16 protein-coding genes are annotated in these 20,522 nt (G+C 71.5%); 10 read left to right on the top strand and 6 right to left on the bottom strand.

Going from position 1 to position 20,522, the window contains the following annotated elements; all coding sequences use genetic code 11:
• Positions 1-67: 67 nt before the first annotated feature.
• The 3 genes from ACFQQJ_RS14560 to uxaC are packed head-to-tail and all read right to left on the bottom strand — an operon-like array spanning position 68 to position 3,938.
• On the bottom strand, positions 68-1,141 hold the full coding sequence (locus ACFQQJ_RS14560; protein WP_377107526.1) for a PfkB family carbohydrate kinase: 1,074 nt from the start codon (positions 1,139-1,141) through the stop codon (positions 68-70).
• 2 nt (positions 1,142-1,143) lie between these two features.
• Positions 1,144-2,532 carry a mannitol dehydrogenase family protein gene (locus ACFQQJ_RS14565; RefSeq protein ID WP_377107528.1) on the bottom strand — a complete coding sequence of 463 codons (1,389 nt, stop codon included), beginning with the start codon at positions 2,530-2,532 and terminating at the stop codon, positions 1,144-1,146.
• Positions 2,529-3,938 carry a glucuronate isomerase gene (gene uxaC, locus ACFQQJ_RS14570; protein WP_377107530.1) on the bottom strand — a complete coding sequence of 470 codons (1,410 nt, stop codon included), beginning with the start codon at positions 3,936-3,938 and terminating at the stop codon, positions 2,529-2,531. Before uxaC ends, ACFQQJ_RS14565 begins: the two co-directional genes overlap by 4 nt.
• A 97-nt stretch (positions 3,939-4,035) precedes the next feature.
• Here uxaC and ACFQQJ_RS14575 point away from each other — a divergent pair, with 97 nt between their 5' ends.
• The gene (locus ACFQQJ_RS14575) at positions 4,036-5,325 is read left to right on the top strand and encodes a lactate racemase domain-containing protein (RefSeq protein ID WP_377107532.1); all 1,290 of its coding nucleotides are present in this window, start codon (positions 4,036-4,038) and stop codon (positions 5,323-5,325) included.
• On the opposite strand, the gene ACFQQJ_RS14580 is transcribed toward ACFQQJ_RS14575, so the two are convergent.
• Positions 5,259-6,314, bottom strand: a complete 1,056-nt coding sequence (locus ACFQQJ_RS14580) for a LacI family DNA-binding transcriptional regulator (protein WP_377107534.1) — start codon at positions 6,312-6,314, stop codon at positions 5,259-5,261. The genes ACFQQJ_RS14575 and ACFQQJ_RS14580 overlap by 67 nt on opposite strands.
• 114 nt (positions 6,315-6,428) lie before the next feature.
• Here ACFQQJ_RS14580 and gndA point away from each other — a divergent pair, with 114 nt between their 5' ends.
• Genes gndA through larB form a run of 3 tightly spaced genes read left to right on the top strand, consistent with a single transcriptional unit; the run spans position 6,429 to position 9,465 of the window.
• Positions 6,429-7,907, top strand: a complete 1,479-nt coding sequence (gene gndA, locus ACFQQJ_RS14585; protein ID WP_377107536.1) for an NADP-dependent phosphogluconate dehydrogenase — start codon at positions 6,429-6,431, stop codon at positions 7,905-7,907.
• Positions 7,908-7,922: 15 nt separating this feature from the next.
• On the top strand, positions 7,923-8,780 hold the full coding sequence (gene larE, locus ACFQQJ_RS14590) for an ATP-dependent sacrificial sulfur transferase LarE (protein ID WP_377107538.1): 858 nt from the start codon (positions 7,923-7,925) through the stop codon (positions 8,778-8,780).
• The gene (gene larB, locus ACFQQJ_RS14595; protein ID WP_377107539.1) at positions 8,773-9,465 is read left to right on the top strand and encodes a nickel pincer cofactor biosynthesis protein LarB; all 693 of its coding nucleotides are present in this window, start codon (positions 8,773-8,775) and stop codon (positions 9,463-9,465) included. The genes larE and larB overlap by 8 nt, the downstream gene beginning before the upstream one ends.
• Before the next feature lie 54 nt (positions 9,466-9,519).
• Here larB and larC read toward each other — a convergent pair whose 3' ends face one another.
• Complete coding sequence (gene larC / locus ACFQQJ_RS14600; RefSeq protein WP_377107540.1) at positions 9,520-10,749, bottom strand: nickel pincer cofactor biosynthesis protein LarC; 1,230 nt, start codon at positions 10,747-10,749, stop codon at positions 9,520-9,522.
• 137 nt (positions 10,750-10,886) lie between these two features.
• Between larC and ACFQQJ_RS14605 the strand changes: the two genes are divergently transcribed.
• Positions 10,887-12,416, top strand: coding sequence for a glycoside-pentoside-hexuronide (GPH):cation symporter (locus ACFQQJ_RS14605; RefSeq protein WP_377107541.1), 1,530 nt, complete (start codon positions 10,887-10,889; stop codon positions 12,414-12,416).
• 691 nt (positions 12,417-13,107) lie between these two features.
• Here ACFQQJ_RS14605 and ACFQQJ_RS14610 read toward each other — a convergent pair.
• On the bottom strand, positions 13,108-14,130 hold the full coding sequence (locus ACFQQJ_RS14610) for a LacI family DNA-binding transcriptional regulator (protein WP_377107543.1): 1,023 nt from the start codon (positions 14,128-14,130) through the stop codon (positions 13,108-13,110).
• 222 nt (positions 14,131-14,352) lie between these two features.
• Between ACFQQJ_RS14610 and ACFQQJ_RS14615 the strand changes: the two genes are divergently transcribed.
• The 5 genes from ACFQQJ_RS14615 (at position 14,353) to ACFQQJ_RS14635 (ending at position 20,522) form a co-directional block, all read left to right on the top strand.
• A complete protein-coding gene (locus ACFQQJ_RS14615; RefSeq protein WP_377107544.1) occupies positions 14,353-15,693 on the top strand; it encodes a hypothetical protein in 1,341 nt (446 codons plus the stop codon).
• Positions 15,694-15,774: 81 nt separating this feature from the next.
• Entirely contained in the window at positions 15,775-16,704 is a 930-nt protein-coding gene (locus ACFQQJ_RS14620; RefSeq protein ID WP_377107545.1) for a carbohydrate ABC transporter permease, read from the top strand.
• Positions 16,704-17,603 (top strand): carbohydrate ABC transporter permease, encoded by a 900-nt coding sequence (locus ACFQQJ_RS14625; protein WP_377107547.1) that lies wholly within the window; start codon positions 16,704-16,706, stop codon positions 17,601-17,603. The genes ACFQQJ_RS14620 and ACFQQJ_RS14625 overlap by 1 nt, the downstream gene beginning before the upstream one ends.
• On the top strand, positions 17,600-19,246 hold the full coding sequence (locus ACFQQJ_RS14630; protein ID WP_377107549.1) for an alpha-amylase family glycosyl hydrolase: 1,647 nt from the start codon (positions 17,600-17,602) through the stop codon (positions 19,244-19,246). The genes ACFQQJ_RS14625 and ACFQQJ_RS14630 overlap by 4 nt, the downstream gene beginning before the upstream one ends.
• A gap of 277 nt (positions 19,247-19,523) precedes the next feature.
• Positions 19,524-20,522, top strand: a complete 999-nt coding sequence (locus ACFQQJ_RS14635) for a substrate-binding domain-containing protein (RefSeq protein ID WP_377107551.1) — start codon at positions 19,524-19,526, stop codon at positions 20,520-20,522.

Genomic DNA, 20,522 nt, shown 5'->3' on the forward strand with positions numbered 1-20,522 from the left:
GGGGTGAGGCGGAGGGTGGGGTGGGCGGAGGGGCGAGGCGGAGGGTGGAGGGGGTGGGGGAGGGGCGTCAGCGCTGGACGCGGGCGTTGCCGTCCCAGATCGCCCAGACCTGGGCCTCGTCCGCGGGGGCGGCGTAGTCCGTGACGGAGGTCGCGGCGAGCGCCCCGCAGGCCCACCCGAACCGGGCGCAGCGTTCGACGTCCCAGCCCTTGACGATGCCGTACAGGACCCCGCCGACCGAGCCGTCGCCACCGCCGATGCGGTCGAGCACGTCGATGTCGCGCAACGGCAGGACGGCGAACTCGCCGTCGTGCCAGAGGATGAGCCCCCAGCGGTGGTGGTTGGCGGAGACGACCTCGCGCAGCGAGGTGCCGATCCAGCGGGCGGACGGGTAGCGCTGCGTGATCCGTCCGATCATGGCGGCGAAGGAGGCGGTCTCGGACTCGATGTCCGCACCGCCGGCGGCGGGTCCGGCGATGCCGAGGCAGAGCTGGAAGTCCTCCTCGTTGCCGTAGAGGATGTCGCACAGCCCGGCCAGTTCGTCGAACGTGCGGGAGAGTTCCTCCTCGCGACCCTTCCAGAACGAGGCGCGGTAGTTCATGTCCATGCTGACGACGGTCCCGTGGGCCTTCGCCGCCCGGGCGAGCTCCAGGCAGAACTGGGAGGTCTTGGGCGAGAGGGACGCGATCAGTCCGGACAGGTGCAGGATCTTCACGCCCTCGGTGCCGAACAGGGTCTCCAGGTCGAACTGGTCGGCGCTCAACTCGCGGCCGACCTCGCCCGCGCGGTCGTTCCAGACGCGGGGCGCGCGTCCGCCGAACCCGGCGTCGGCGATGTTGAACTGGTGCCGGAGCCCCCACGCGTCGCCCTGGGGCAACTCCGGGCCCTCGTAGCTGAGGTTCCGGGCGCGCAGGTTCGCCTTGATCAGCGCCGCGACGGGCGACCCGGCGACGAACGCGGTCAGCACCTTGGCGGGCTCCCCGAGCGAGGACAGGACGGACGCCACGTTGGTCTCCGCGCTCGTCGCCTGGAGCAGGAAGCGGTCGGAGGTGTGCACGGGCTGGCGTTGCTCGGGCGTGAGCCGGACCCCCATCGAGGTGGGGACGACGAGCGCCCAGCGGGCGTCGGTGCGCAGTTCCATGGTCATCCTTCGAGGTCGGTGAGGTCACGGGCCCGCGCGAGCACGGCGTCGTGGACGCGGCCGTCGGTGGCGAGCCCCGGGTCGAGGAAGGCGAGGACGCCGGACACCGCGTCCTCGAGCGTACCGCCGACGAGCGCCCGCACCTCGACGGCACGGACGTCGGTGACGGGCGCGCCGTGGCCGCGCAGGTGCAGCACCCAGGCCGCCAGCACGCGGGCCGCGCCGGGCGCCGGCCTGCCGGCCGCGGCCTCCGCGCGCAGGGTGGGCACGATGCGGACGGGCAGCTTCAGCGAGCCGTCCGCCGCGATCTGTGCCAGCGCGTGGCGGATGTTCGGGTTGCGGTACCGCTCGAGCAGGGCGCCGCGGTACCGGACGAGCTCCCCCGACGGCAGCGGGATGTGGAGGCACGCCTCGTCCCACCACTGCTCGACCCAGGCGAGGCAGCGGGCGTCGGCGATGGCGTCGGCAACGGTCTCGTGCCCGAGGATCGTCCCGGCGTAGGCCAGCAGCGAGTGCGAGCCGTTGAGCAGGGCGAGCTTGCGCCGCTCGAAGGGCGCGACGTCGTCGACGATGCGCGCTCCGGCGGTCTCCCAGGCAGGACGCCCTGCCGGGAACCGGCCCTGGATGACCCATTCGCTGAACGGCTCGGTCGGCACGGGGGACGCGTCCTCCGCACCGGTGGCGGCGCGCACGGCTGCGCGGAGGTCGTCGGTCGTCGCCGGGGTGATGCGGTCGACCATGGTGGTCGGGAAGGTGACGTTCTCCTCCAGCCAGGGCAGCAGGGTCGGGTCGACGGCCGCGGCCAGGTCGGAGACGACGCGCTGCAGCGCCTCGCCATTGTGCGAGAGGTTGTCGCAGGACAGGACGGCCAGGGCGCCGGCACCGGCGCCGCGACGGGCGAGGAGCCCGGCGACGATCCGTCCGGGCGCGGTGGTTACCGGGGCCACGGCGTCCGCGCGCAGGGCGGCCACGTCGCCGGCGACGTCGGGACGGTCAAGGGCGAGCCCGCCACCCGGGCCGCGCAGGTAGCCGGCCTCGGTGACGGTGAGCGTCACCACCGCCAGGGCGGGGGAGCGGAGGTAGTCGAGGAACGCCGCGTGCTCGTCGGCCGCGTGCACCGCGGAGATGCTGGAGACCACCTCGAAGGCGTCCCCGGCCGCCCCACGGGTGACCAGCGTGTACAAGCCGTCCTGGGGACGCAGCGCGTCGGCCATCGCCGACGAGCGTCCGGTGAAGGCCGCGATGCCCCACTCCGCGGCGTCCACGGCGTGCCCGGTGTACCAGGCCTGGTGGGCGCGGAAGAAGTTGCCCAGGCCGAGGTGGACGATGCGGACGGGGGCGGCGGGGCGGCCGTGCCCGGCCCCCCGGGAGAGGGTGGGGATCGCGGTCACAGCTTGAACGCCTTCCGTGGGTTGCCGGCCACCAGTTCGGTGGCGCTCTCGACGGCCTCGTCGATGGTGAGCCGGTGCTCGCCGACGAGGCGGGCGAGGTAGCCGGCGTCGACGCGGCGGCTGAGGTCGTGGCGGGCGGGAATGGACAGGTACGCCCGGGTGTCGTCGATGAAGCCGGACGTGCGGCCGAAGCCGACGGTCTCGGTGATCGCGGAGCGGAAGCGGACCATCGCGTCGGGCGCGTCGATGAACCACCAGGGCACGCCGACGTACACGCTGGGGTAGAACCCCGCCAGGGGAGCGAGCTCGCGGGAGTAGACGGTCTCGTCGATGGTGAACAGCACCACCTGGAAGTACGCCGACGTCCCGAACGCAGCGAGCATCGGCTGGAGGGCCCGGGTGAACTCGACCTGCAGGGGGATGTCGGCGCCCACGTCGGCGCCGAACCGCTCGAAGCTCGGGGTGTGGTGGTTGCGGTAGACGGCGGGGTGCATGGTCATCACCAGTCCGTCGTCCGCGGCCATCCGGGCCTGCTCGAACATGAAGGCCCGTCGCAGGGTGTCGGCCTCCGTGGTGCCGATCGTCCCCTGCCGGGCCGCCCGGTACAGGCGGTCCGCCTCGGCGGCGTCCAGCGGCTCGACGCGGGCGTCGGCGTGGGAGTGGTCGCTGGAGACCGCGCCGTGGGCGCGGAAGTAGGCCCGCCGGTTCTCCATCGCCGACACCCAGCCGGCCCAGCTGCCGGTGTCGATCCCGCTCACCTCGCCGAGCCGGTCGACCAGCTCGTTCCAGTCGGCGCGGGCGGGCTCGAGGTAGCGGTCGGGACGGAAGGTCGGGGCCACCTGTCCGGTCCAGGTCGGGTCGGCCCGCAGCCGGTCGTGGGCGGCGAGGTCGTCGCACGGGTCGTCGGTGGTGGCGAGGAACGACAGGTTGAAGCGCTCGTAGAGGGCACGGGGACGGAACTCCGGCAGGCGGAGCTTCGCGTCGATGGCGTCGTACAGCTCGTCCGCGGTCTCCGCGGACGGGGCCAGGTCGAGGCCGAAGATGTCGACCAGCTCGGATTCCAGCCAGAAGCGCACCGGGGTGCCGCGGTAGGCGTCCCAGTGCGTGCAGAGCAGCCGGAACGCCTCACGGGACTGCTCGGGGCCGAACTCGCGCTGGCCGACGCCGAGCTGGTCCAGGCCGACGCCGTTGGCGTGCAGGAGGCGGTTGACGTAGTGGTCCGGCGTGATCAGCAGCGACGTGGGGTCGCTGAACGGCTGGTCGTCGGCGAGCCACTCGGCCGGCACGTGGCCGTGGGGGGAGACGATCGGCAGGTCGCGCACCGATTCGTAGATCTCCCTGGCGAGAGGTCGCAGTCCGGCGTCGGCCGGCAGCATCCGGTCGGGGTGGAGGTCGAGTCGAGCCATGCCCCCATCGTTCTCCCGGGGACGCCGGGCGCAAACGCGTTGCCGCGAGTTGCCTCGTCCTGTTGCCCCCGTGCGTGCGCGGCGGCAGTGTGGGGGCATGAGCCAGAGCGTCGACGTCATCGCTGAACTCGCCTCCTCCGCCGCCGTGCTCGGGAGCGCCGACCACGTGCTGACCGACGACCAGGTGCGGGAGTTCGTCCACCAGCAGCTCGCCGCCCTCGACCTCGACGGGCGCAGCGTCTGCCTCGTCGTCCCTGACGGCACCCGGTCCAGCCCGCTGCCGCTGCTGCTGCGGGCCGTCCACGGCGCGCTCGCCGGACGCGTCAGCGCCCTGACCGCGGTCATCGCGCTCGGCACGCACGTCGCGATGACCGAGGAGGCGATCGCCCGCCACCTCGGCTACGACGACGGCGGGCTCGAGGCGACCTATCCCGGGATGACCGTGGTGAACCACGAGTGGTGGCGCCCGGAGACCTTCGTCGAACTCGGCACGATCAGCGCCGAACGGGTGTCCGAGCTCAGTGACGGGCTGCTGTCGGTGCCGGCCCGCGTCGCCCTCAACAAGGCGGTGGTCGAGCACGACGTGGCACTGGTGATCGGCCCGGTCTTCCCCCACGAGGTCGTCGGCTTCTCCGGCGGCAACAAGTACTTCTTCCCCGGGATCGCCGGCCAGGAGATCATCGACCTCACCCACTGGGTCGGCGCGCTGATCACCAGCGCCCAGATCATCGGCACGCTGGGCATCACCCCCGTCCGCGCGCTGATCAACGAGGCGGCGGACATGATTCCCGCGGAGAAGCTCGCGCTCTGCGTTGTGGCGAAGTCCGGCACGCACGACCTCCACGCGGTCGCCTTCGGCGGCACGGAGTCGGCCTGGGCCGCCGCGGCGCAGATCTCCGCGCGCACCCACGTCCGCTACCTCGACGCCCCCGTGAAGCGCGTCGTGTCACTGATCCCCGAGAAGTACGAGGACATCTGGACGGCGGCGAAGGGCTTCTACAAGCTCGAGCCGGTGGTGGCCGACGGCGGCGAGGTCATCCTGTACGCGCCGCACGTGCGGGAGATCTCGTTCGTGCACAAGGAGATCTACGACATCGGCTACCACTGCCGCGACTACTTCGTGAAGCAGTGGGACCGGTTCGCCGGGGTGCACTGGGGCGTGCTCGCCCACAGCACGCACCTGCGTGGGGCCGGCACCTACGACGAGGTGGACGGCGAGCGCTGCCGGGTGCAGGTGACGCTGTGCACGGCGATCCCGGAGGACAAGGTGCGCGGTGCGAACCTCGGCTACCTATCCCCGGACGACGTGGACCTGGCCGCCTACGAGGCCGACCCCGACACCATGGTGGTGCCCAACGCGGGGGAGACCCTCTTCCGCCTGCGCTGACCGGTCGATCCGCGCACCTTGAGCTGGACCGGCATCGCCATGGCCTCCTCCGCGCGGTGCCGGGCGCCCTTGATCAGCGCGACCACGTTGTTCACGGCCGTCGCGCCCATCTGCCGCATCGGCGCGGCGACGGTGGTGAGGGACGGGAGCACGAGCCGCGAGATCAGGATGTCGTCGAACCCGATGACGCTCACCTGCTCGGGGATCCTGACCCCCTCGGCGAGGAAGCCGTGCATGACCCCGATCGCCATCAGGTCGTTGTAGGCGATCACCGCCGTCGGCAGGCGCTCGAGCAGCACGCGGGACGCGGCCAGCCCGCCCTCGAAGGTCGGCAGGAACGGCCCGACCTTCTGCACGCCGAGACCGGAGGACGTCCCGAGGTCGCGCAGTGCGCGGAACCTCATCCCGTCCGGCCAGGAGGCTTCCGGGCCGGCGACGTAGACCACCGAGTCGTGACCGAGCTCGCGGAGGAGCTCCACCGCCGCCCGCATGCCGCCGGCGTTGTCGGTGACCACGCTCGGCACGTCCAGCAGCGCGCGGTTGAGCACCACCATCGGCCGTTGCTTCGCGATGTTGCGCAGGGCGGAGTCGGACATCCGTGAGCTGCCGATGACGAAGCCCTCCACGACGGGCACGAGCCGCTCCAGCGCCGTCCGCTCCCGCGTCCCCGATTCGCGGCTGTCGGCCAGCAGGATCTCGTAGCCGGCCTCGGTGGCGGCGAGCTGTGCGCCGCGGATGAGCTGGGAGTAGAACGGGTTGGCCACGTCGGAGACCATGAGGCCGATCAGCCGGGTCTGCGACGTGGAGAGGGCCTGCCCGATGGGGTTGGCGCGGTAGCCCAGCTCATCGGCGATGCGCCGGATCCGCGCCGCGGTGTCGGCGTTCACACGGCCGGGACGGGCGAACGTGCGGCTCACCGTGGACGGCGCCACCCCCGCCGCCTTCGCGACGTCGTAGATGGTGACCGCGGTGTGTGGCTGCTCCGTCACCGCACCAGCGTAACGCCGAGCAACCGACGGCAACTCGTTGTCGGGCAGGGGAGTGTTTGGTTGGGTGGAGTGGTGGCCGCCCGGCCGCAGCACCGTCCGTGAGAAAGGCCGTCCATGACCAGTCCCCTCCCCGCCTCCGACCTCGCCGACGTCGGCGTGGTGGGACTCGCCGTGATGGGCAGCAACCTGGCCCGCAACTTCGCCAGCCGGGGTCACCGGGTGGCCCTGTTCAACCGCACTCCCGGCCGGACCCGTGAGCTTGTCGCCGCGCACGGCGACGAGGGCGCCTTCGTGCCCTCGGAGACGGTGGCCGACTTCGTGGCCAGCCTCCAGCGGCCCCGCCGGATCATCATGATGGTCCAGGCCGGTGCGGGGACGGACGCCACGATCGACGCGCTCGTGCCGCACCTGGAGACGGGTGACATCCTCGTCGACGGCGGCAACGCGCACTTCCCCGACACCATCCGGCGCGAGGCCGCGCTGCGGGAGAAGGGCCTGCACTTCGTCGGCGCGGGCATCTCCGGCGGCGAGGAGGGCGCGCTTCGGGGGCCGGCGATCATGCCGGGCGGCCCCGCCGAGTCCTACGAGGTGCTCGGGCCGCTCCTGGAGAGCATCGCCGCCCAGGTGGACGGCGTCCCGTGCTGCACGCATGTGGGCCCGGACGGAGCCGGCCACTTCGTGAAGATGGTCCACAACGGCATCGAGTACGCCGACATGCAGCTGATCGGGGAGGCCTACGACCTGCTCCGCAGCGGGCTGGGCGCGACCCCTGCCGAGATCGGCGACATCTTCGCCGAATGGGACTCCGGCGACCTGGAGTCGTTCCTGATCGAGATCACCGCGCAGGCGCTGCGCCACGTGGACGCGGAGACCGGCCGTCCCTTCGTCGATGTGGTCGTCGACGAGGCCGGCCAGAAGGGTACCGGCCGGTGGACCGTCCAGAACGCGCTCGACCTGGGGGTCCCGGTCACCGGCATCGCGGAGGCCACCTTCGCCCGCGCGCTGTCCAGCTCGCTGCCCCAGCGCGAGGCCGCGCGCCGGACCCTGCCCGCGGAGGCGGACGCGCAGGTGGTCGACGACCGGGCGGCGTTCGTCGAGGACGTCCGCTCGGCGCTGTACGCCTCGAAGGTCGTCGCGTACTCCCAGGGGTTCGACCAGATCGCCGCGGCCAGCGACACCTACGGCTGGGACATCGACCGTGGCGCGATGGCGCGCATCTGGCGTGGCGGCTGCATCATCAGGGCCCGCTTCCTCAACCGGATCACCGAGGCCTACGAGCGCGACCCGGGGCTGCCGCTGCTGCTGTCCGACCCCTACTTCGCCGACGCGGTCACGGCCGGCCTCCCGGCGTGGCGCCGGGTGGTGGCCCGGGCGGCGCAGGCCGGCATCCCCGCGCCGGCGTTCGCGTCGTCGCTGGCCTACTACGACGGGCTTCGCGCGCCGCGCAGCTCCGCGGCACTGATCCAGGCCCAGCGCGACCTGTTCGGCGCGCACACCTACCGCCGGGTGGACCGGCCCGGGGTGTTCCACACCCTCTGGTCGGCCGGAGGGGACGAGGTCGAGGTGTCGGGCCTTGCCGGGGCGGGTGCCTGAGTGCAAGGTGGACGCATGACCGAGGAGCTGCCTGCGGAGATCGCCACCCTGGCCGACCGGGTGGGGGTCGCCCTCGGTGAGCCCGAGCGCCTCGGGGTCGCGTTCTCCGGTGGGGTCGACTCCTCGGTCCTGCTGGCCCTGGCCACCCGGAGCCTCGGCGCCGACCGGACGCTGGCCATCCTCGGGGTGTCCTCCAGCCTCGCCGCCTCTGAGCGCCGCGCCGCGCACGAGGTGGCCGCGGAGATCGGCGCCCCGCTGGTGGAGCTGCGGACGCACGAGCTGGACCGGCCCGAGTACCGCGCCAACGGCCCCGACCGGTGCTTCCACTGCAAGACCGAGTTGTTCAGCCGCATCGACGACAGCGTGGCGCGCCGCTACCACCTCACCGCGATCGCCTACGGCGAGAACGCCGACGACGCGCGGCGTCCGGACCGCCCGGGTTCCGCCGCGGCGACGAACCACCGGGTGCTCCGGCCGCTGGCCGAGGCGGGCCTGGGCAAGGACGACGTGCGCCGGGTCGCTCGCGCCCTGGGGCTGCGGTCGGCCGACAAGCCCGCAGCACCCTGCCTCGCGTCCCGCATCCCGCACCACGAGCCCGTGACCGCGGCCAAGCTGCGGCAGGTCGAGGACGCGGAGGAGGTGCTGCACGCCCTGGGCTTCACCGAGGCGCGGGTGCGCCACCACGGCGAGACCGCGCGCATCGAGGTCCCGCCCGGCGACCTGCTCAGGGCCGTGTCCGAGCCGGCCCGCACCGAACTGGTCCGTGGGGTGCGGGCGGCGGGGTTCCGCTTCGTGTGCGTCGACCTCGCCGGCGTCCAGTCGGGTGCCTTCACCCTGCCCCTGCTCACGCCGTCGTTGCGCGGCGATGCCTGAGCCCGGCGAGGCGTGGCAGCCGCCGCCGGAACTCCAGCAGGTGGCCGACCTCGACTTCGACCGGGAACGCCGCCGCGGGTACGCCGAGGCGGTCTACTGCGCGTCGAAGACCGCGGAGCAGGTGCGCCGCATCGCCGCAGCGGTGGCCGACAGGTCGGCCCGGACCCTCTTCACGCGCGCCACGCCCGAGCACGCGGACGCCGTCCGCAGCGCGCTACCCGACGCCGCGCACGACGCCGAGTCGGGGCTGCTGTGGTGGCCCCCGGCGATGCCCGAGCCCACGGGTGGCCTGGTGGTCGTGGCCGCCGCGGGCACGTCCGACCTGCCGGTGGCACGCGAGGCGGAACTCGCCGCACGCTTCCTCGGACGGCCGACCGAGCTGGTCGTCGACGTGGGCGTCGCCGGGCTGCACCGCATCCTGCGGCGTCTCGACCTGCTGCGCTCGGCGTCCGCGGTGGTGGTGGTGGCCGGGATGGACGGGGCCCTCCCGAGCGTCGTCGCCGGGCTGGTGTCCGCCCCGGTGGTGGCCGTGCCCACCTCCGTCGGGTACGGGGCGGCCTTCGAAGGGCTGGCTGCGCTCCTCACGATGCTGAACGCGTGCGCCCCCGGCGTGGCGGTGGTGAACATCGACAACGGGTACGGCGCCGGGCACCTCGCCGCGCAGATCGCCGCGCCCCGCTCCTAGCCCGGCGGCCGCCGTCTCGGTCGTGCGGGCCGGGCGGCGCGAGACCCGCGACGTTCACTCCGGGCGCCGTGCCCCCGGCAGGAGGCCGGCGGCGGCCGCCGCGGCCTCCGCTGCGGCCATCACCGCGCGCTCGGGGCGACCGGTCGCCCGGGCGGCCGCCGCCACGTCCTCGAACTCGGGGGTGGCGGTGGCGATGCGTCCGCCGGCCAGGCCCAGCTTGATGCGGACGGGCTGGCCGAGCACGCTGAGCTGCCGCCACTCCCGCTCCAGGGGACGCTTGGTCGTGGGGGTCTCCCGCAGCCCGAGAGTGGGCACCAGCTCGTAGACGAGGCGTCCCAGCGGCCCCGCGAGCGCGGGCCGGCAGAGCACCTCGAGGGTGTGCGCGGGCCGTCCCTTCTTCATCAGGATCGGCGTGAGCCAGGCGTCGTCCGCGCCGGCCTCGAGCAGGGCGGCGAGCACGCCCGGCCACAACCGGGGGTCCAGGTCGTCGACGTTCGCTGCCAGCAGCGTCGCGGCCTGCGCGGCGGGCCCGCCCCCGGTGAACTCGCCGAGGACCACCCGCACCACGTTCGGGCGGCCGGGGTCGTCCCGCGTCCCTGCGCCGACGCCGACGGCCCGGACGACGCCCGCCGGCAGCTCCGCCCGGGGCGTGGCCAGGGCGGACACCAGCGCCATGCCGGTCGGGGTCGTCAGCTCCCCGCGTCCGCCGGCGACGACGGGCCAGCCGGTGGCGAGCTCCAGCACCGCGGGCACAGGGACGGGGATCTGCCCGTGCGCGGCGCGCACCGTGCCGCTGCCGAGAGCGACCGTCCCGCAGCTGAGCCCGGCGAGCCCGAGGTCATCGACGGCTGCGCAGACCCCGACGATGTCGGCGATGGAGTCCCAGGCCCCGACCTCGTGGAAGTGCACCTCTTCCGGGTCGATGCCGTGCGCGCGTGCCTCGGCGGCCGCGAGCGCGCCGAACACGGCCAGCGCGGAGGCACGCACCGGCTCGGGCAGGTCGGCGCCCGCGAGCATCGAGCGGATGGTCGACCAGTGGCGGTGGTGCTGGTCCTCGACGAGCACGACCACGTCCAGCTTGGCGGCGCGCAGGCCGGCGCGCCGGACCTCGCTGAGCTCTAGCCGGACCGTGTCGGGCAGCACGGCCTCGACGGCGGCGACCACCGCCTCCAGGCGCGCCCCGGCGTCCAGAAGGGCGGCGAGCAGCATGTCGCCGGCCAGGCCGTTGCCGGCGTCGATCCATGCTGAGAGGCTGGTAACGAGCGGGTTCTTCTGGCTGGTCACGGTGCGATCGTAGGTCGGTCGGTGGCCGGCGGAGGTGCCGGCGAGGAAACAGGTGGCAACGAATGTCGGCCGGATCAGGGCCGTCCTTACAGTCAAGCCAACCTCGCACGGACAGTGCCTGACTCGAAGGATCTTCAATGACGACGACCGCTACCTCACCCAGCCACCTGGGTGCACTGGAGAAGCAGCCGGCGACCGCCATCGCAGGCTACGGCCTGGGCGACTTCGCAATGAACCTGGCCTTCTCCATGACGACCTCGTTCCTGCTCTACTACCTCACCGACGTCGCCGGCCTGACCGCCGCCGCCGTGGGCACGATGTTCCTGGTCGTCCGTCTGTGGGACGCCTTCACCGACCTGTTCGCCGGCCGCATGGTCGACAAGACCATGACCCGGTTCGGCAAGTTCCGCCCGTTCATCCTCTGGTTCGCGGTGCCGGTGCTGTTCCTCAGCTTCCTGAACTTCAACGTCCCGAGCGAGGGCGTGAAGTGGCTCGGCGTGTTCGAGTGGCAGCTCGATGACGCGGGCAAGCTGCTCTACGCCTACCTGGCCTACGCGATCCTCGGGCTGGTCTACTCGCTGATCAACATCCCCTACGGCTCGCTGGCCTCCGCGATGACCCAGTCGGTGAACGAGCGTGCCAAGCTCGTCGCGTCCCGTGCCTTCGGCTCGGCCATCGGCGGCGTCTTCCTCGCCTACGTGGTGGCCCCCCAGATCTCGGCGCTCCAGAAGACCGCGCCGAAGCTGGCCGCGGACGCCGACGCGGCGGCGAAGGCCGCCTACGAGGCCGCGAAGATCGTGTACCGGCAGAACGTCCAGAACGTGTTCACCGTCACCACGCTGCTGTTCATCCTGATCGGCTCGGTGGCCTACTTCCTTACCTTCCTGTGGTGCCGTGAGGCCGTCGTCCGCACCACGCCGAAGGTGAGCATCAAGGAAACCTTCGAGACGCTGCGGCACAACAAGCCGCTGGCCTACCTGTGCGCCGCGAGCTTCTTCTACCTGATCGGGCTGTTCGCCGTGGGCGGCTCGACCGCCTACTACGCCCGCTACGTCCTGGGTGACATCGGGCAGACCGCCAACATGGTCCTGGTGAACTCCGGCATCGCGCTGCTGATCACCCCGGTCATCCCGTGGATCATCAAGAAGCTCGGCAAGAAGACCGTCTTCCAGTGGTGCGGCATCTTCACGATCATCGGCGGCATCGCGCTGGCCTTCGTGCCCAGCGGCGCGATCGCCCTCGCCCTGGTCTTCCTGGCCGTGAAGGGCATCGGCGCCTCGCTGATCAACACCGTGATGTTCGGCCTCGAGGCCGACACCGTGGAGTTCGGCGAGTGGAAGTCCGGCAAGCGGTCCGAGGGTGCCACCTACGCGATCTTCTCCTTCACCCGCAAGGTCACCCAGTCGATCGGTGGCGCCGTCGGCGCCTGGGCCCTGGCCATCGGCGGGTACCTGTCGGCGTCCGCCAGCAACCCGAACCCCGTCCAGCCGGAGTCGGCGATCTTCGCGATCAAGTTCACGATCGGCATCCTGCCGGCCATCTGCGCGGCGATCGCGATGCTGATCTTCTGGAGGTACCCGCTCACCGACAAGCTGTTCGGCAGCATCCGCGACGAGAACGAAGCCCGCAAGATCGCCCTCGCCGCCGAGGCGGTGCAGAGCGACTGAAGGGCCCCCGCCGCGCGGTAGCCGGGCATCCCGCCCGTTCCTGCCCCCGATTGCCACTCGTGCCCCCGGAATTCCGGGGGCACGAGTGGCAATCGGGGGCGAACGCGGGCTGCGGGGTGGGCAGCGCGGGTGGGCGGACGGCGAACGCGGCCGGCGCGGGGACGCGGGCAGCGCGGGTGGGCGTCGGCGGACTGGGCCGGGTGGGGGTGGGACGACGGGCTGGTCGACGGCCTCGGCCAGGTACAGCACCGCGTGATCGGGGTTCACCGGAGCATCCATCAGGCCGACGGCGGCGAGCGCGGCCCAGCGCCCGGCGAGGTCGAGTAACTCCGTGGCGACCGACGGCACCGGGTGGGCGAGCGCCAGGTGGTCCACCTGATATCCGTCCGGCCCGATGTGGTGAGCTGTGCGCGGGTGCGCAGCAGCCCGGACGGCGCCGGCTCGACCTCGATCACCATCTGCAGGCGCGCCGATGTCAGGACGGGCTCCGCGCCGGAGGCCGCCACGGGGACGCCGTCCACCCGCAGCGCGGTGGTGGTGAACGGGGGCGACCAGTCCCGACCGCCACGCGAGCCGCGCAATCCCGGTCGTCCTGCCCAACCGGTGTGGTGTTCGGGGAGCACGGCGAGGCGGACGGGTTCGTCCACCTGGTCCGGAGGACGGGCGGGCACGTGGGGCCGAGGTGATGGTGTCAGCCCTCGCGGACTCGCCCCGAGCTGCCGCGGGCGACGAGTTCGCCGGCCCACAGGCGCGGGCCGTCGGGTGCGGGCTCGCCGCCGATCAGCCCGATCAGCTGCCGGGCGGCCGAGGCGCCCATCTCGGCGGCGGGGGCGGCGACCGTGGTGAGGCTCGGCTCGGACACCTCCGCGCGGACGTCGGCGCTGCCCAGCGACACCACGGACAGCGCATCGGGGATGGGCAGACCCATGCCGGGGGCGGCCTGGAGCACACCGAGCGCGGCCTCCATGGACAGGCAGACCACCGCTGTCGGCGGCTCGGTCATGTCCCCCAGCTCGGTGAGGACGTCGCGTCCGACACCGAAGTCGGCCTTCGCGTGGATCACGGAACCGGTCACGTCGTGGGCCTCGCAGGCCGCGGCGAAGCCCGCCTCGGTGCGGATCGTGGCACCGAAGCCGAGCTGGTTGAGCCGCTCCGGCGCGCTCAGCAGGCAGACCCGTCGATGGCCCAGCCCGGCGAGGTGCGCCACGGCGAGCTCGGCCGCACCGGCGAAGTCGCGGTCCGCGAACGGGATCTGCGGATCGGGCTGCGCCGTGCGGCCGATCAGGGCGATCGGCACGCCGGCCTCGCGGAGCGGTTCGATCCGCTCGTCCTCGAGCCGGACCTCCATCAGGATCACGCCGGCAACCAGCCCGGACGCGTGGAGCGATGCGACCTCGTCGATGTCGCGGTCCGCCGTCGGCCACAGGAGCAGGTGGTGCCCCACGTCGCGGGCGGCCGAGGCGGCCCCGAGCACGTACTCGAGGTCGGAGTTGGAGATGCCGCGTTCCTGGGTGGGGAAGAGCAGCGCGATGATCGGGCTGGCCCCGCCGGCCAGTGCCGCTGCCAGGAGATGGGGGCGATAGCCGAGCTGGCGCATCGCGGTGCGCACCCGTTGCTGGGTCGCCGCCGAGATGGGCTTCTTCCCCGACAGGGTGTACGAGACGGTCGCCTCGGACACTCCGGCCAGCCTGGCGACATCGCGTCGCGTCGCCATGCGTCCACCTTCCTGAAGAGCCGGGCAGTCGGTGGAGGCCTCGCTCCACCGTGCGCTATTAGATCACCCCGGAAGTCGTCGTGTCCGATCTATTGACGCGCGTCACCAATCCGTTCTACCCTCGTGTCGAGGCCAGCACGCTGAACGGTCATCGGTCCCGAGGGAGGGTCCGGCGGACCACAGACAGGCCTCCCAGCCGACCACGATCCACAAGGAGTCCACATGCAAGCGAGCACCCCGCGGCGGCGCTCACGTCTGATCCTGGGCGCAACGCTCACCGTGACCGCGGCCCTCACCCTGGCTGCCTGCGCCGGGAGCGCCGGCGCCCCGTCCTCGAGCGGGTCTGCTCCCGCCGGTCCGGTGACCATCAAGGTCTGGGCCCAGGAGGGCCAGGCCGGCGAGGTCCAGGCGGCCAAGGACGAGGTGGCCGCCTTCAACGCGGCCAACCCGGACATCAAGGCTGAGCTGACGCTCGTGCCCCAGGCGACTTACGGCCAGACACTCGCGTCCACCGCCGTGGACGCGCTGCCCGACGTCTACGAGTTCGACGGTGAGACCGCCGCCGCCCTCAACTACGCGAAGAAGCTCGCTCCGCTCGACGGCCTCGTGTCGGACGCGGTGTTCGCCGCCCAGCTGCCGTCGATCGTCGCGGAGGGCACGATCGACGGCAAGAAGTACTCGGTCTCCCAGTACGACTCCGGCCTCGCGCTCTACGGCAACAAGGCGATGCTGAAGGCCGCCGGCGTCACCGACATCCCCACGACCATCGAGCAGGCGTGGACGGCGGACGAGTTCACCACCCTGCTCGGCCAGCTGGCAGCGAAGTCGAAGTCGGGCAAGGCCCTCGACCTCAAGGAGCAGTACGCCGGCACGTGGCCCGGTTACGCCTTCACCCCCATCGTGAACTCCGCCGGGCAGCCGCTCGTGCGGGCGGGCAAGGCCGTGGGCGCCCTGAACGCGCCCGAGGTCGTCGCCGCGATGGCGAAGGTCGCCGGCTGGCGCCAGTACGTCGACCCGAACGCCGACGACAAGGCGTTCACCGAGAAGCGCGTCGCACTGGCCTGGGTCGGCCACTGGGCCTACCCGGACAACAAGAAGGCGCTGGGCGATGACCTGGTCGTCATCCCGCTGCCCGACTTCGGCAACGGCACGAAGAGCGGCCAGGGCTCCCACAGCTGGGGATTGGGTGCGGCGTCGGCCAACAAGGAGGCCGGAGCGAAGTTCCTGGAGTTCATCATGCAGGACAAGTGGGTCGACCAGATCACCCAGGCCAACGGTGCCGTCCCGGGGAACACCTCGGTGCTCAACGCCAGCAAGCTGTACGGCCCCGGAGGCGACCTCTTCCTCTACGGCCAGCAGCTCGCCAAGACCTGCGGCTCGGCCGACCCGACGCCGGCGTGCGTGACGGTGCCCCGCACCATCAGCCCTGCCTGGCCGGTGATCAACAAGCAGTTCAGCGACGCCTTCTGGGCCATCTACGGAGGGGCCGATCCGCAGCGCGAGCTGGACAAGGCCGCCAAGGCCATCGACCAGGACGCCGCCGACAACAACAACTACCAGTAGTCCGAACCCTCACCCCTACCTCCCGGGGGTGGCGCACCTCGCTTCGCGCCACCCCCGGGGGCAACCTCCAGGAGGCTGGAAATGCAACGCTCCGTGACGCGGCGGAAGAAGCGCTTCGGCGAGGACAACCTCGCCGCCTGGATGATGAGCCTCCCTGCGCTCCTGCTCCTGCTGCTCTTCGTCGTCATCCCCTTCGGCATGGCCTTCGTGCTCTCGATGCAGAACGTCCGCCTGGACGGCGCCCGTCCGAACGTCTGGATGGGGCTCGAGCAGTACCGGCGGATCCTGCTGGACCCGGACACCAGCCCGATCTTCTGGCGGAGCCTGCTGAACAACTTCGTCTTCGCCCTGATCGTCGTCCCCGTCCAGACCGGCCTCGCCGTGATCCTGGCCGTGCTGCTGAACCGGAAGGTGCGCGGGGTCGCGTTCTTCCGCACGTTCTTCTTCCTGCCCGTGGTCTTCCCTATGGCGCTGGTGGCGACGATCTGGAGCCTGATCTTCGCCCGTGACAGTCTCGGCCTGCTCAACGGGTTCCTCTCGGCCGTCACCTTCGGCGCGGTGGGTCCCCAGGACTGGCTGGGCAACCCCTACCTCGCGCTCTCCTCGATCGCCCTGATGTCGATCTGGGCAGGGGTGGGTTTCCAGATGATCATCGTGCTCGCCGGCCTGCAGGGCATCCCGACCGAGCTCTACGAGGCGGCCTCGATCGACCGGGCCGGCCCCTGGAGCCAGTTCTGGAACGTCACCGTGCCGGGACTGCGCAACACCCTGGTGTTCGTGGTGATCGTCACAACCATCTTCTCGTTCCGGCTGTTCGACCAGGTCTACATCATGACCAGCGGCGGCCCCGAGGGTGCCACCTCGACGGTCATGTACCGGGCGGTGACGTCGGCCTTCATCGAGAACAACGTGGGCAGGGGATCGGCGATGACCGTCGTGTTCGTGGCCATCATCATCGCGATCACCGTCATCCAGCAGCGGGTGCTCCGCCAGGACAGGGAGGTCCAGTAATGCTCCAGACCGTTCCGGAGGCCATCGCCCCCGCGCCCGCACGAGCGAGTCGCCTGACCATGCGCCGGCGCAAGGCCCTCACCACGGCTGCCACCTACGCCGCCCTCGTGGTCACCTCGGTGATCTTCGTCGCCCCGATCGCGTACATGGTGATCGGCTCGTTCAAGCCGTCCAGCGAGGTCCTCAACGGCATGGCCGGCTTCGCGCCCACCAACCTGAGCCTCGACAACTACACCCAGGTCCTCGGACGCTTCGACAGCGAGGCCAGCGGCTATTTCGCGGGCTTCTACCTCACCTCGCTCATCGTCACCGGGGTCATCGTGATCGGCGGGCTCGTCGTGAACTCGATGGTGGCGTACGCGCTCGCCCGGCTCCAGTGGCGTGGACGCGAGGCCGTGCTCTCCGCCGTCGTCCTGCTGGTGATCCTGCCGTTCGAGGCCATCGCCGTCCCGCTGTTCTACCTGATGAACGGCTTCCGCAACACGCTCGCTGTGCAGTTCCTGCCGTTCATCGGCAGCGCGTTCTCGATCTACCTGTTCTACACGTTCTTCATCAGCATCCCGAAGGAGATCCAGGAGTCCGCACGCCTGGACGGGGCGAGCGCCTGGCGCACCTTCGTGTCGATCATCGTGCCGATGTCGCGCCCCGTGTTCGCGTCGGTGACCATCCTCACCTTCCTGGCCGGCTGGTCGTCCTTCCTCTTCCCGGTGATGATGATCGACCAGCCCAGCGTCCGTCCGCTGCCACTGGCGATCGCCGTGTTCAAGGGCCAGCCACCCACCGACTGGGGCCAGATCTTCGCCTTCGGCGTCCTGCTGGTGATCCCGGTGGTGGTGGTCTTCCTCGCCTTCCAGCGCTGGTTCATCCAGAGCGTCGCCTCCTCGGCCGTGAAGGGATGAGTGACCGGGCGAGCGACGACGCCTGGTGGCGCGAGGCCGTCGTCTACCAGGTGTACCCCCGCAGCTTCGCCGACGCGAACGGTGACGGTGTCGGCGACCTGAGAGGGGTGACCAGCCGGGTCGGCTACTTCGCGGGCCTGGGCGTGGACGCGGTCTGGCTCTCGCCGTTCTACCCGTCCGGGTGGGCGGACGGCGGGTACGACGTCAAGGACTACCGCGACGTCGATCCGACGATCGGCACCCTGGCCGACTTCGACGAGCTGGTGGCCGCGCTCCACGGGCACGGACTCCGCCTGCTGGTCGACATCGTCCCCAACCACTCCTCCACCCTGCACCCGTGGTTCCAGGAGGCGCTCGCCGCCGGCAGGGGGAGCCCGGCAAGGGAGCGGTACATCTTTCGCGACGGTGCGGGCCGGGACGGCTCGCTCCCCCCGAACGACTGGCCGTCCCACTTCGGCGCCTCGGCGTGGACGCGGGTCGCCGACGGCCAGTGGTACCTGCACCTGTTCGCACCCCAGCAGGCCGACCTCAACTGGGAGTCCGGCGAGGTCCGGGCGGACTTCGAGCGGACGCTGCGGTTCTGGGCCGACCGTGGTGTGGACGGGTTCCGGATCGACGTCGCGCACGGCCTGGCGAAGGACCTGAGCGAGCCCTATCGCGCGGTCGACCGGATCGACCCCGCGCACACCCCGATCGACGGAACGCACCCGCTGTTCGACCGCGACGAGCTCGCCGAGGTGTACCAGGCGTGGTCACGGGTCCTGCGTGCCTACGACCCGCCGCGGATGACCGTCGCCGAGGCGGCTGTCGCGCCGCAGCGCGTCCACCGCTACACGACCGTCGCCCAACTGGACCAGGCCTTCAACTTCGACTTCCTCACCCTGCCCTGGGACGCGGCGGCGTACCGGCGGGCGATCGTGCGCGAGCTCGACCTGGCCACCTCCGCGCGGACGTCGTCGACCTGGGTGCTGGGCAACCACGACTGCGTCCGGCCGGCGAGCCGCCTGGCGATCCCGCCGGGGACCTCGATCAACGACTGGCTGCTCTCCGGCGGCCCCCTCACCCCCGACCAGCGCGTGCAGGGGCTGCAGCGCGCGCGGGCAGCCGCTCTCCTGCTGCTCGCGCTGCCGGGCTCCTGCTACGTCTACCAGGGTGAGGAGCTGGGCCTGCCGGAGGTCGCCGACCTGCCGGCCTCAGTGCTCCAGGACCCGATCTGGGAGCGCTCCGGGCACACCGAGAAGGGCCGCGACGGCTGCCGCGTGCCCATTCCCTGGCGCAGGGACGGTGTGTCCTTCGGCTTCGGCGGACGCGGCCCCCTCCCGCAACCCGAGGGGTTCGGGGCGCTGTCGGTGGAGGCACAGGACGGTGACCCGGCGGCGACGCTCACGCTCTACCGGCGGGCCTTCGCCCTGCGACGCAGGCTGCGCTCCCGGCAGGAACTGCGCTGGCTGGACGCGCCGGCGGGCGCGCTGGCGTTCGCGCGCGGTGGCTGGGTGGTGGCGGCCAACCTCGGAACGGCGCCGGTCGCGTTGCCCGCCGGAGAGCTGCTCGTGTCCAGCGGCCCGTGCGAGGCGGGGACGCTCCCGCCGGACACCACCGCCTGGTTGTGGGCGGGGGGCCCGGTGCGGCCCGACACCCACTGACGGGAGCCGGGGAGGGGCGCCGCAGGGATGGGCCTTCCTCCCCTCGCATCGACACCCTGCCGGCAACGAGCCGAAGGATGTTAGCGTTCCAAGCAAGCGCTCCCAGAAGTGACCCGCCCGTGTGGCTAGGTCAGATAACGAGTTGATAACGGTATCCTCCGACCGATTGTTAGGGCTAACATGTGAGCCTTAACATTTCGCTACGGCCAAGGGCGGCCGTCCGGTGCCGGTGGGTCTACGATCCGCCCCGGTGATGCGAACAAGGAGGTTTGTGTACATGAAGAAGACGTTGGGTCTTTTCGCCGCCGGTGCTGTGGCCCTGGCGATGACGGCCTGCAGCGGTGGCGCCACCCCTGCCGAACCGGGTGCCGCCGGCGGTGCGCCGAACAAGCCGCTCGACCAGCTTGTCGTGGGCTTCGCCCAGGTCGGCGCGGAGAGCGGCTGGCGGACGGCGAACACCAAGGACATCCAGGAGTCGTTCAAGACCGCGGGCATCCAGCTGAAGTTCTCCGACGCGCAGCAGAAGCAGGAGAACCAGATCAGCGCGATCCGCTCCTACATCCAGCAGGGCGTGGACTACATCGCCTTCTCCCCGGTCGTGCAGACCGGGTGGGACGCCGTCCTCCAGGAGGCGAAGACCGCCAACATCCCGGTGATCCTCACCGACCGCGCGGTGGACTCCAAGGACACCTCGCTCTACGTCACCTTCCTCGGCTCCGACTTCGTCGCCGAGGGCAAGAAGGCCGGTGAGTGGGTGACCAACGAGTACAAGGACGCCAAGGAGCAGGTGAGCATCGTCCAGCTCGAGGGCACCACGGGCTCCGCCCCGGCCATCGACCGGGCGACCGGCTTCGCCGACGTCATCAAGGCCAACCCGAACCTGAAGGTCGTCGCCAGCCAGACCGGCGACTTCACCCGCGCCGGGGGGAAGCAGGTCATGGAGGCCATGCTGAAGTCCCAGCCGAAGATCGACCTGGTCTACGCGCACAACGACGACATGGGCCTGGGCGCCATCGAGGCCATCGAGGCCGCGGGCAAGGTTCCCGGCAAGGACATCAAGATCGTCACCGTCGACGCCGTCCACGACGGCATGGTCGCCCTGACCGAAGGCAAGATCAACTTCATCGTGGAGTGCTCCCCGCTCCTCGGCGCCCAGCTGATCGACGTGATCAAGAAGCTCAACGCCGGCGAGAAGGTCGAGGCGCGCATCGTGACCAACGAGGGCACCTTCACCCAGGAGCAGGCCAAGGAGGCCCTGCCCAACCGCAAGTACTGA

The sequence above is a fragment of the Propionicimonas sp. T2.31MG-18 genome (genome assembly GCF_964266745.1).
In the GTDB taxonomy this organism is placed as follows: domain Bacteria; phylum Actinomycetota; class Actinomycetes; order Propionibacteriales; family Propionibacteriaceae; genus Propionicimonas.

Excerpts from the sequence above, each read along its gene's own strand:
- ACFQQJ_RS14610 (WP_377107543.1), bottom strand. The coding sequence starts at position 14,130 with ATGGCGACGCGACGCGATGTCGCCAGGCTGGCCGGAGTGTCCGAGGCG.
- ACFQQJ_RS14575 (WP_377107532.1), top strand. The coding sequence starts at position 4,036 with ATGAGCCAGAGCGTCGACGTCATCGCTGAACTCGCCTCCTCCGCCGCC.
- ACFQQJ_RS14635 (WP_377107551.1), top strand. The coding sequence starts at position 19,524 with ATGAAGAAGACGTTGGGTCTTTTCGCCGCCGGTGCTGTGGCCCTGGCG.
- ACFQQJ_RS14630 (WP_377107549.1), top strand. The coding sequence starts at position 17,600 with ATGAGTGACCGGGCGAGCGACGACGCCTGGTGGCGCGAGGCCGTCGTC.
- ACFQQJ_RS14560 (WP_377107526.1), bottom strand. The coding sequence starts at position 1,141 with ATGGAACTGCGCACCGACGCCCGCTGGGCGCTCGTCGTCCCCACCTCG.
- ACFQQJ_RS14625 (WP_377107547.1), top strand. The coding sequence starts at position 16,704 with ATGCTCCAGACCGTTCCGGAGGCCATCGCCCCCGCGCCCGCACGAGCG.
- larB (WP_377107539.1), top strand. The coding sequence starts at position 8,773 with ATGCCTGAGCCCGGCGAGGCGTGGCAGCCGCCGCCGGAACTCCAGCAG.
- ACFQQJ_RS14620 (WP_377107545.1), top strand. The coding sequence starts at position 15,775 with ATGCAACGCTCCGTGACGCGGCGGAAGAAGCGCTTCGGCGAGGACAAC.
- ACFQQJ_RS14605 (WP_377107541.1), top strand. The coding sequence starts at position 10,887 with ATGACGACGACCGCTACCTCACCCAGCCACCTGGGTGCACTGGAGAAG.
- gndA (WP_377107536.1), top strand. The coding sequence starts at position 6,429 with ATGACCAGTCCCCTCCCCGCCTCCGACCTCGCCGACGTCGGCGTGGTG.
- uxaC (WP_377107530.1), bottom strand. The coding sequence starts at position 3,938 with ATGGCTCGACTCGACCTCCACCCCGACCGGATGCTGCCGGCCGACGCC.
- larE (WP_377107538.1), top strand. The coding sequence starts at position 7,923 with ATGACCGAGGAGCTGCCTGCGGAGATCGCCACCCTGGCCGACCGGGTG.
- ACFQQJ_RS14615 (WP_377107544.1), top strand. The coding sequence starts at position 14,353 with ATGCAAGCGAGCACCCCGCGGCGGCGCTCACGTCTGATCCTGGGCGCA.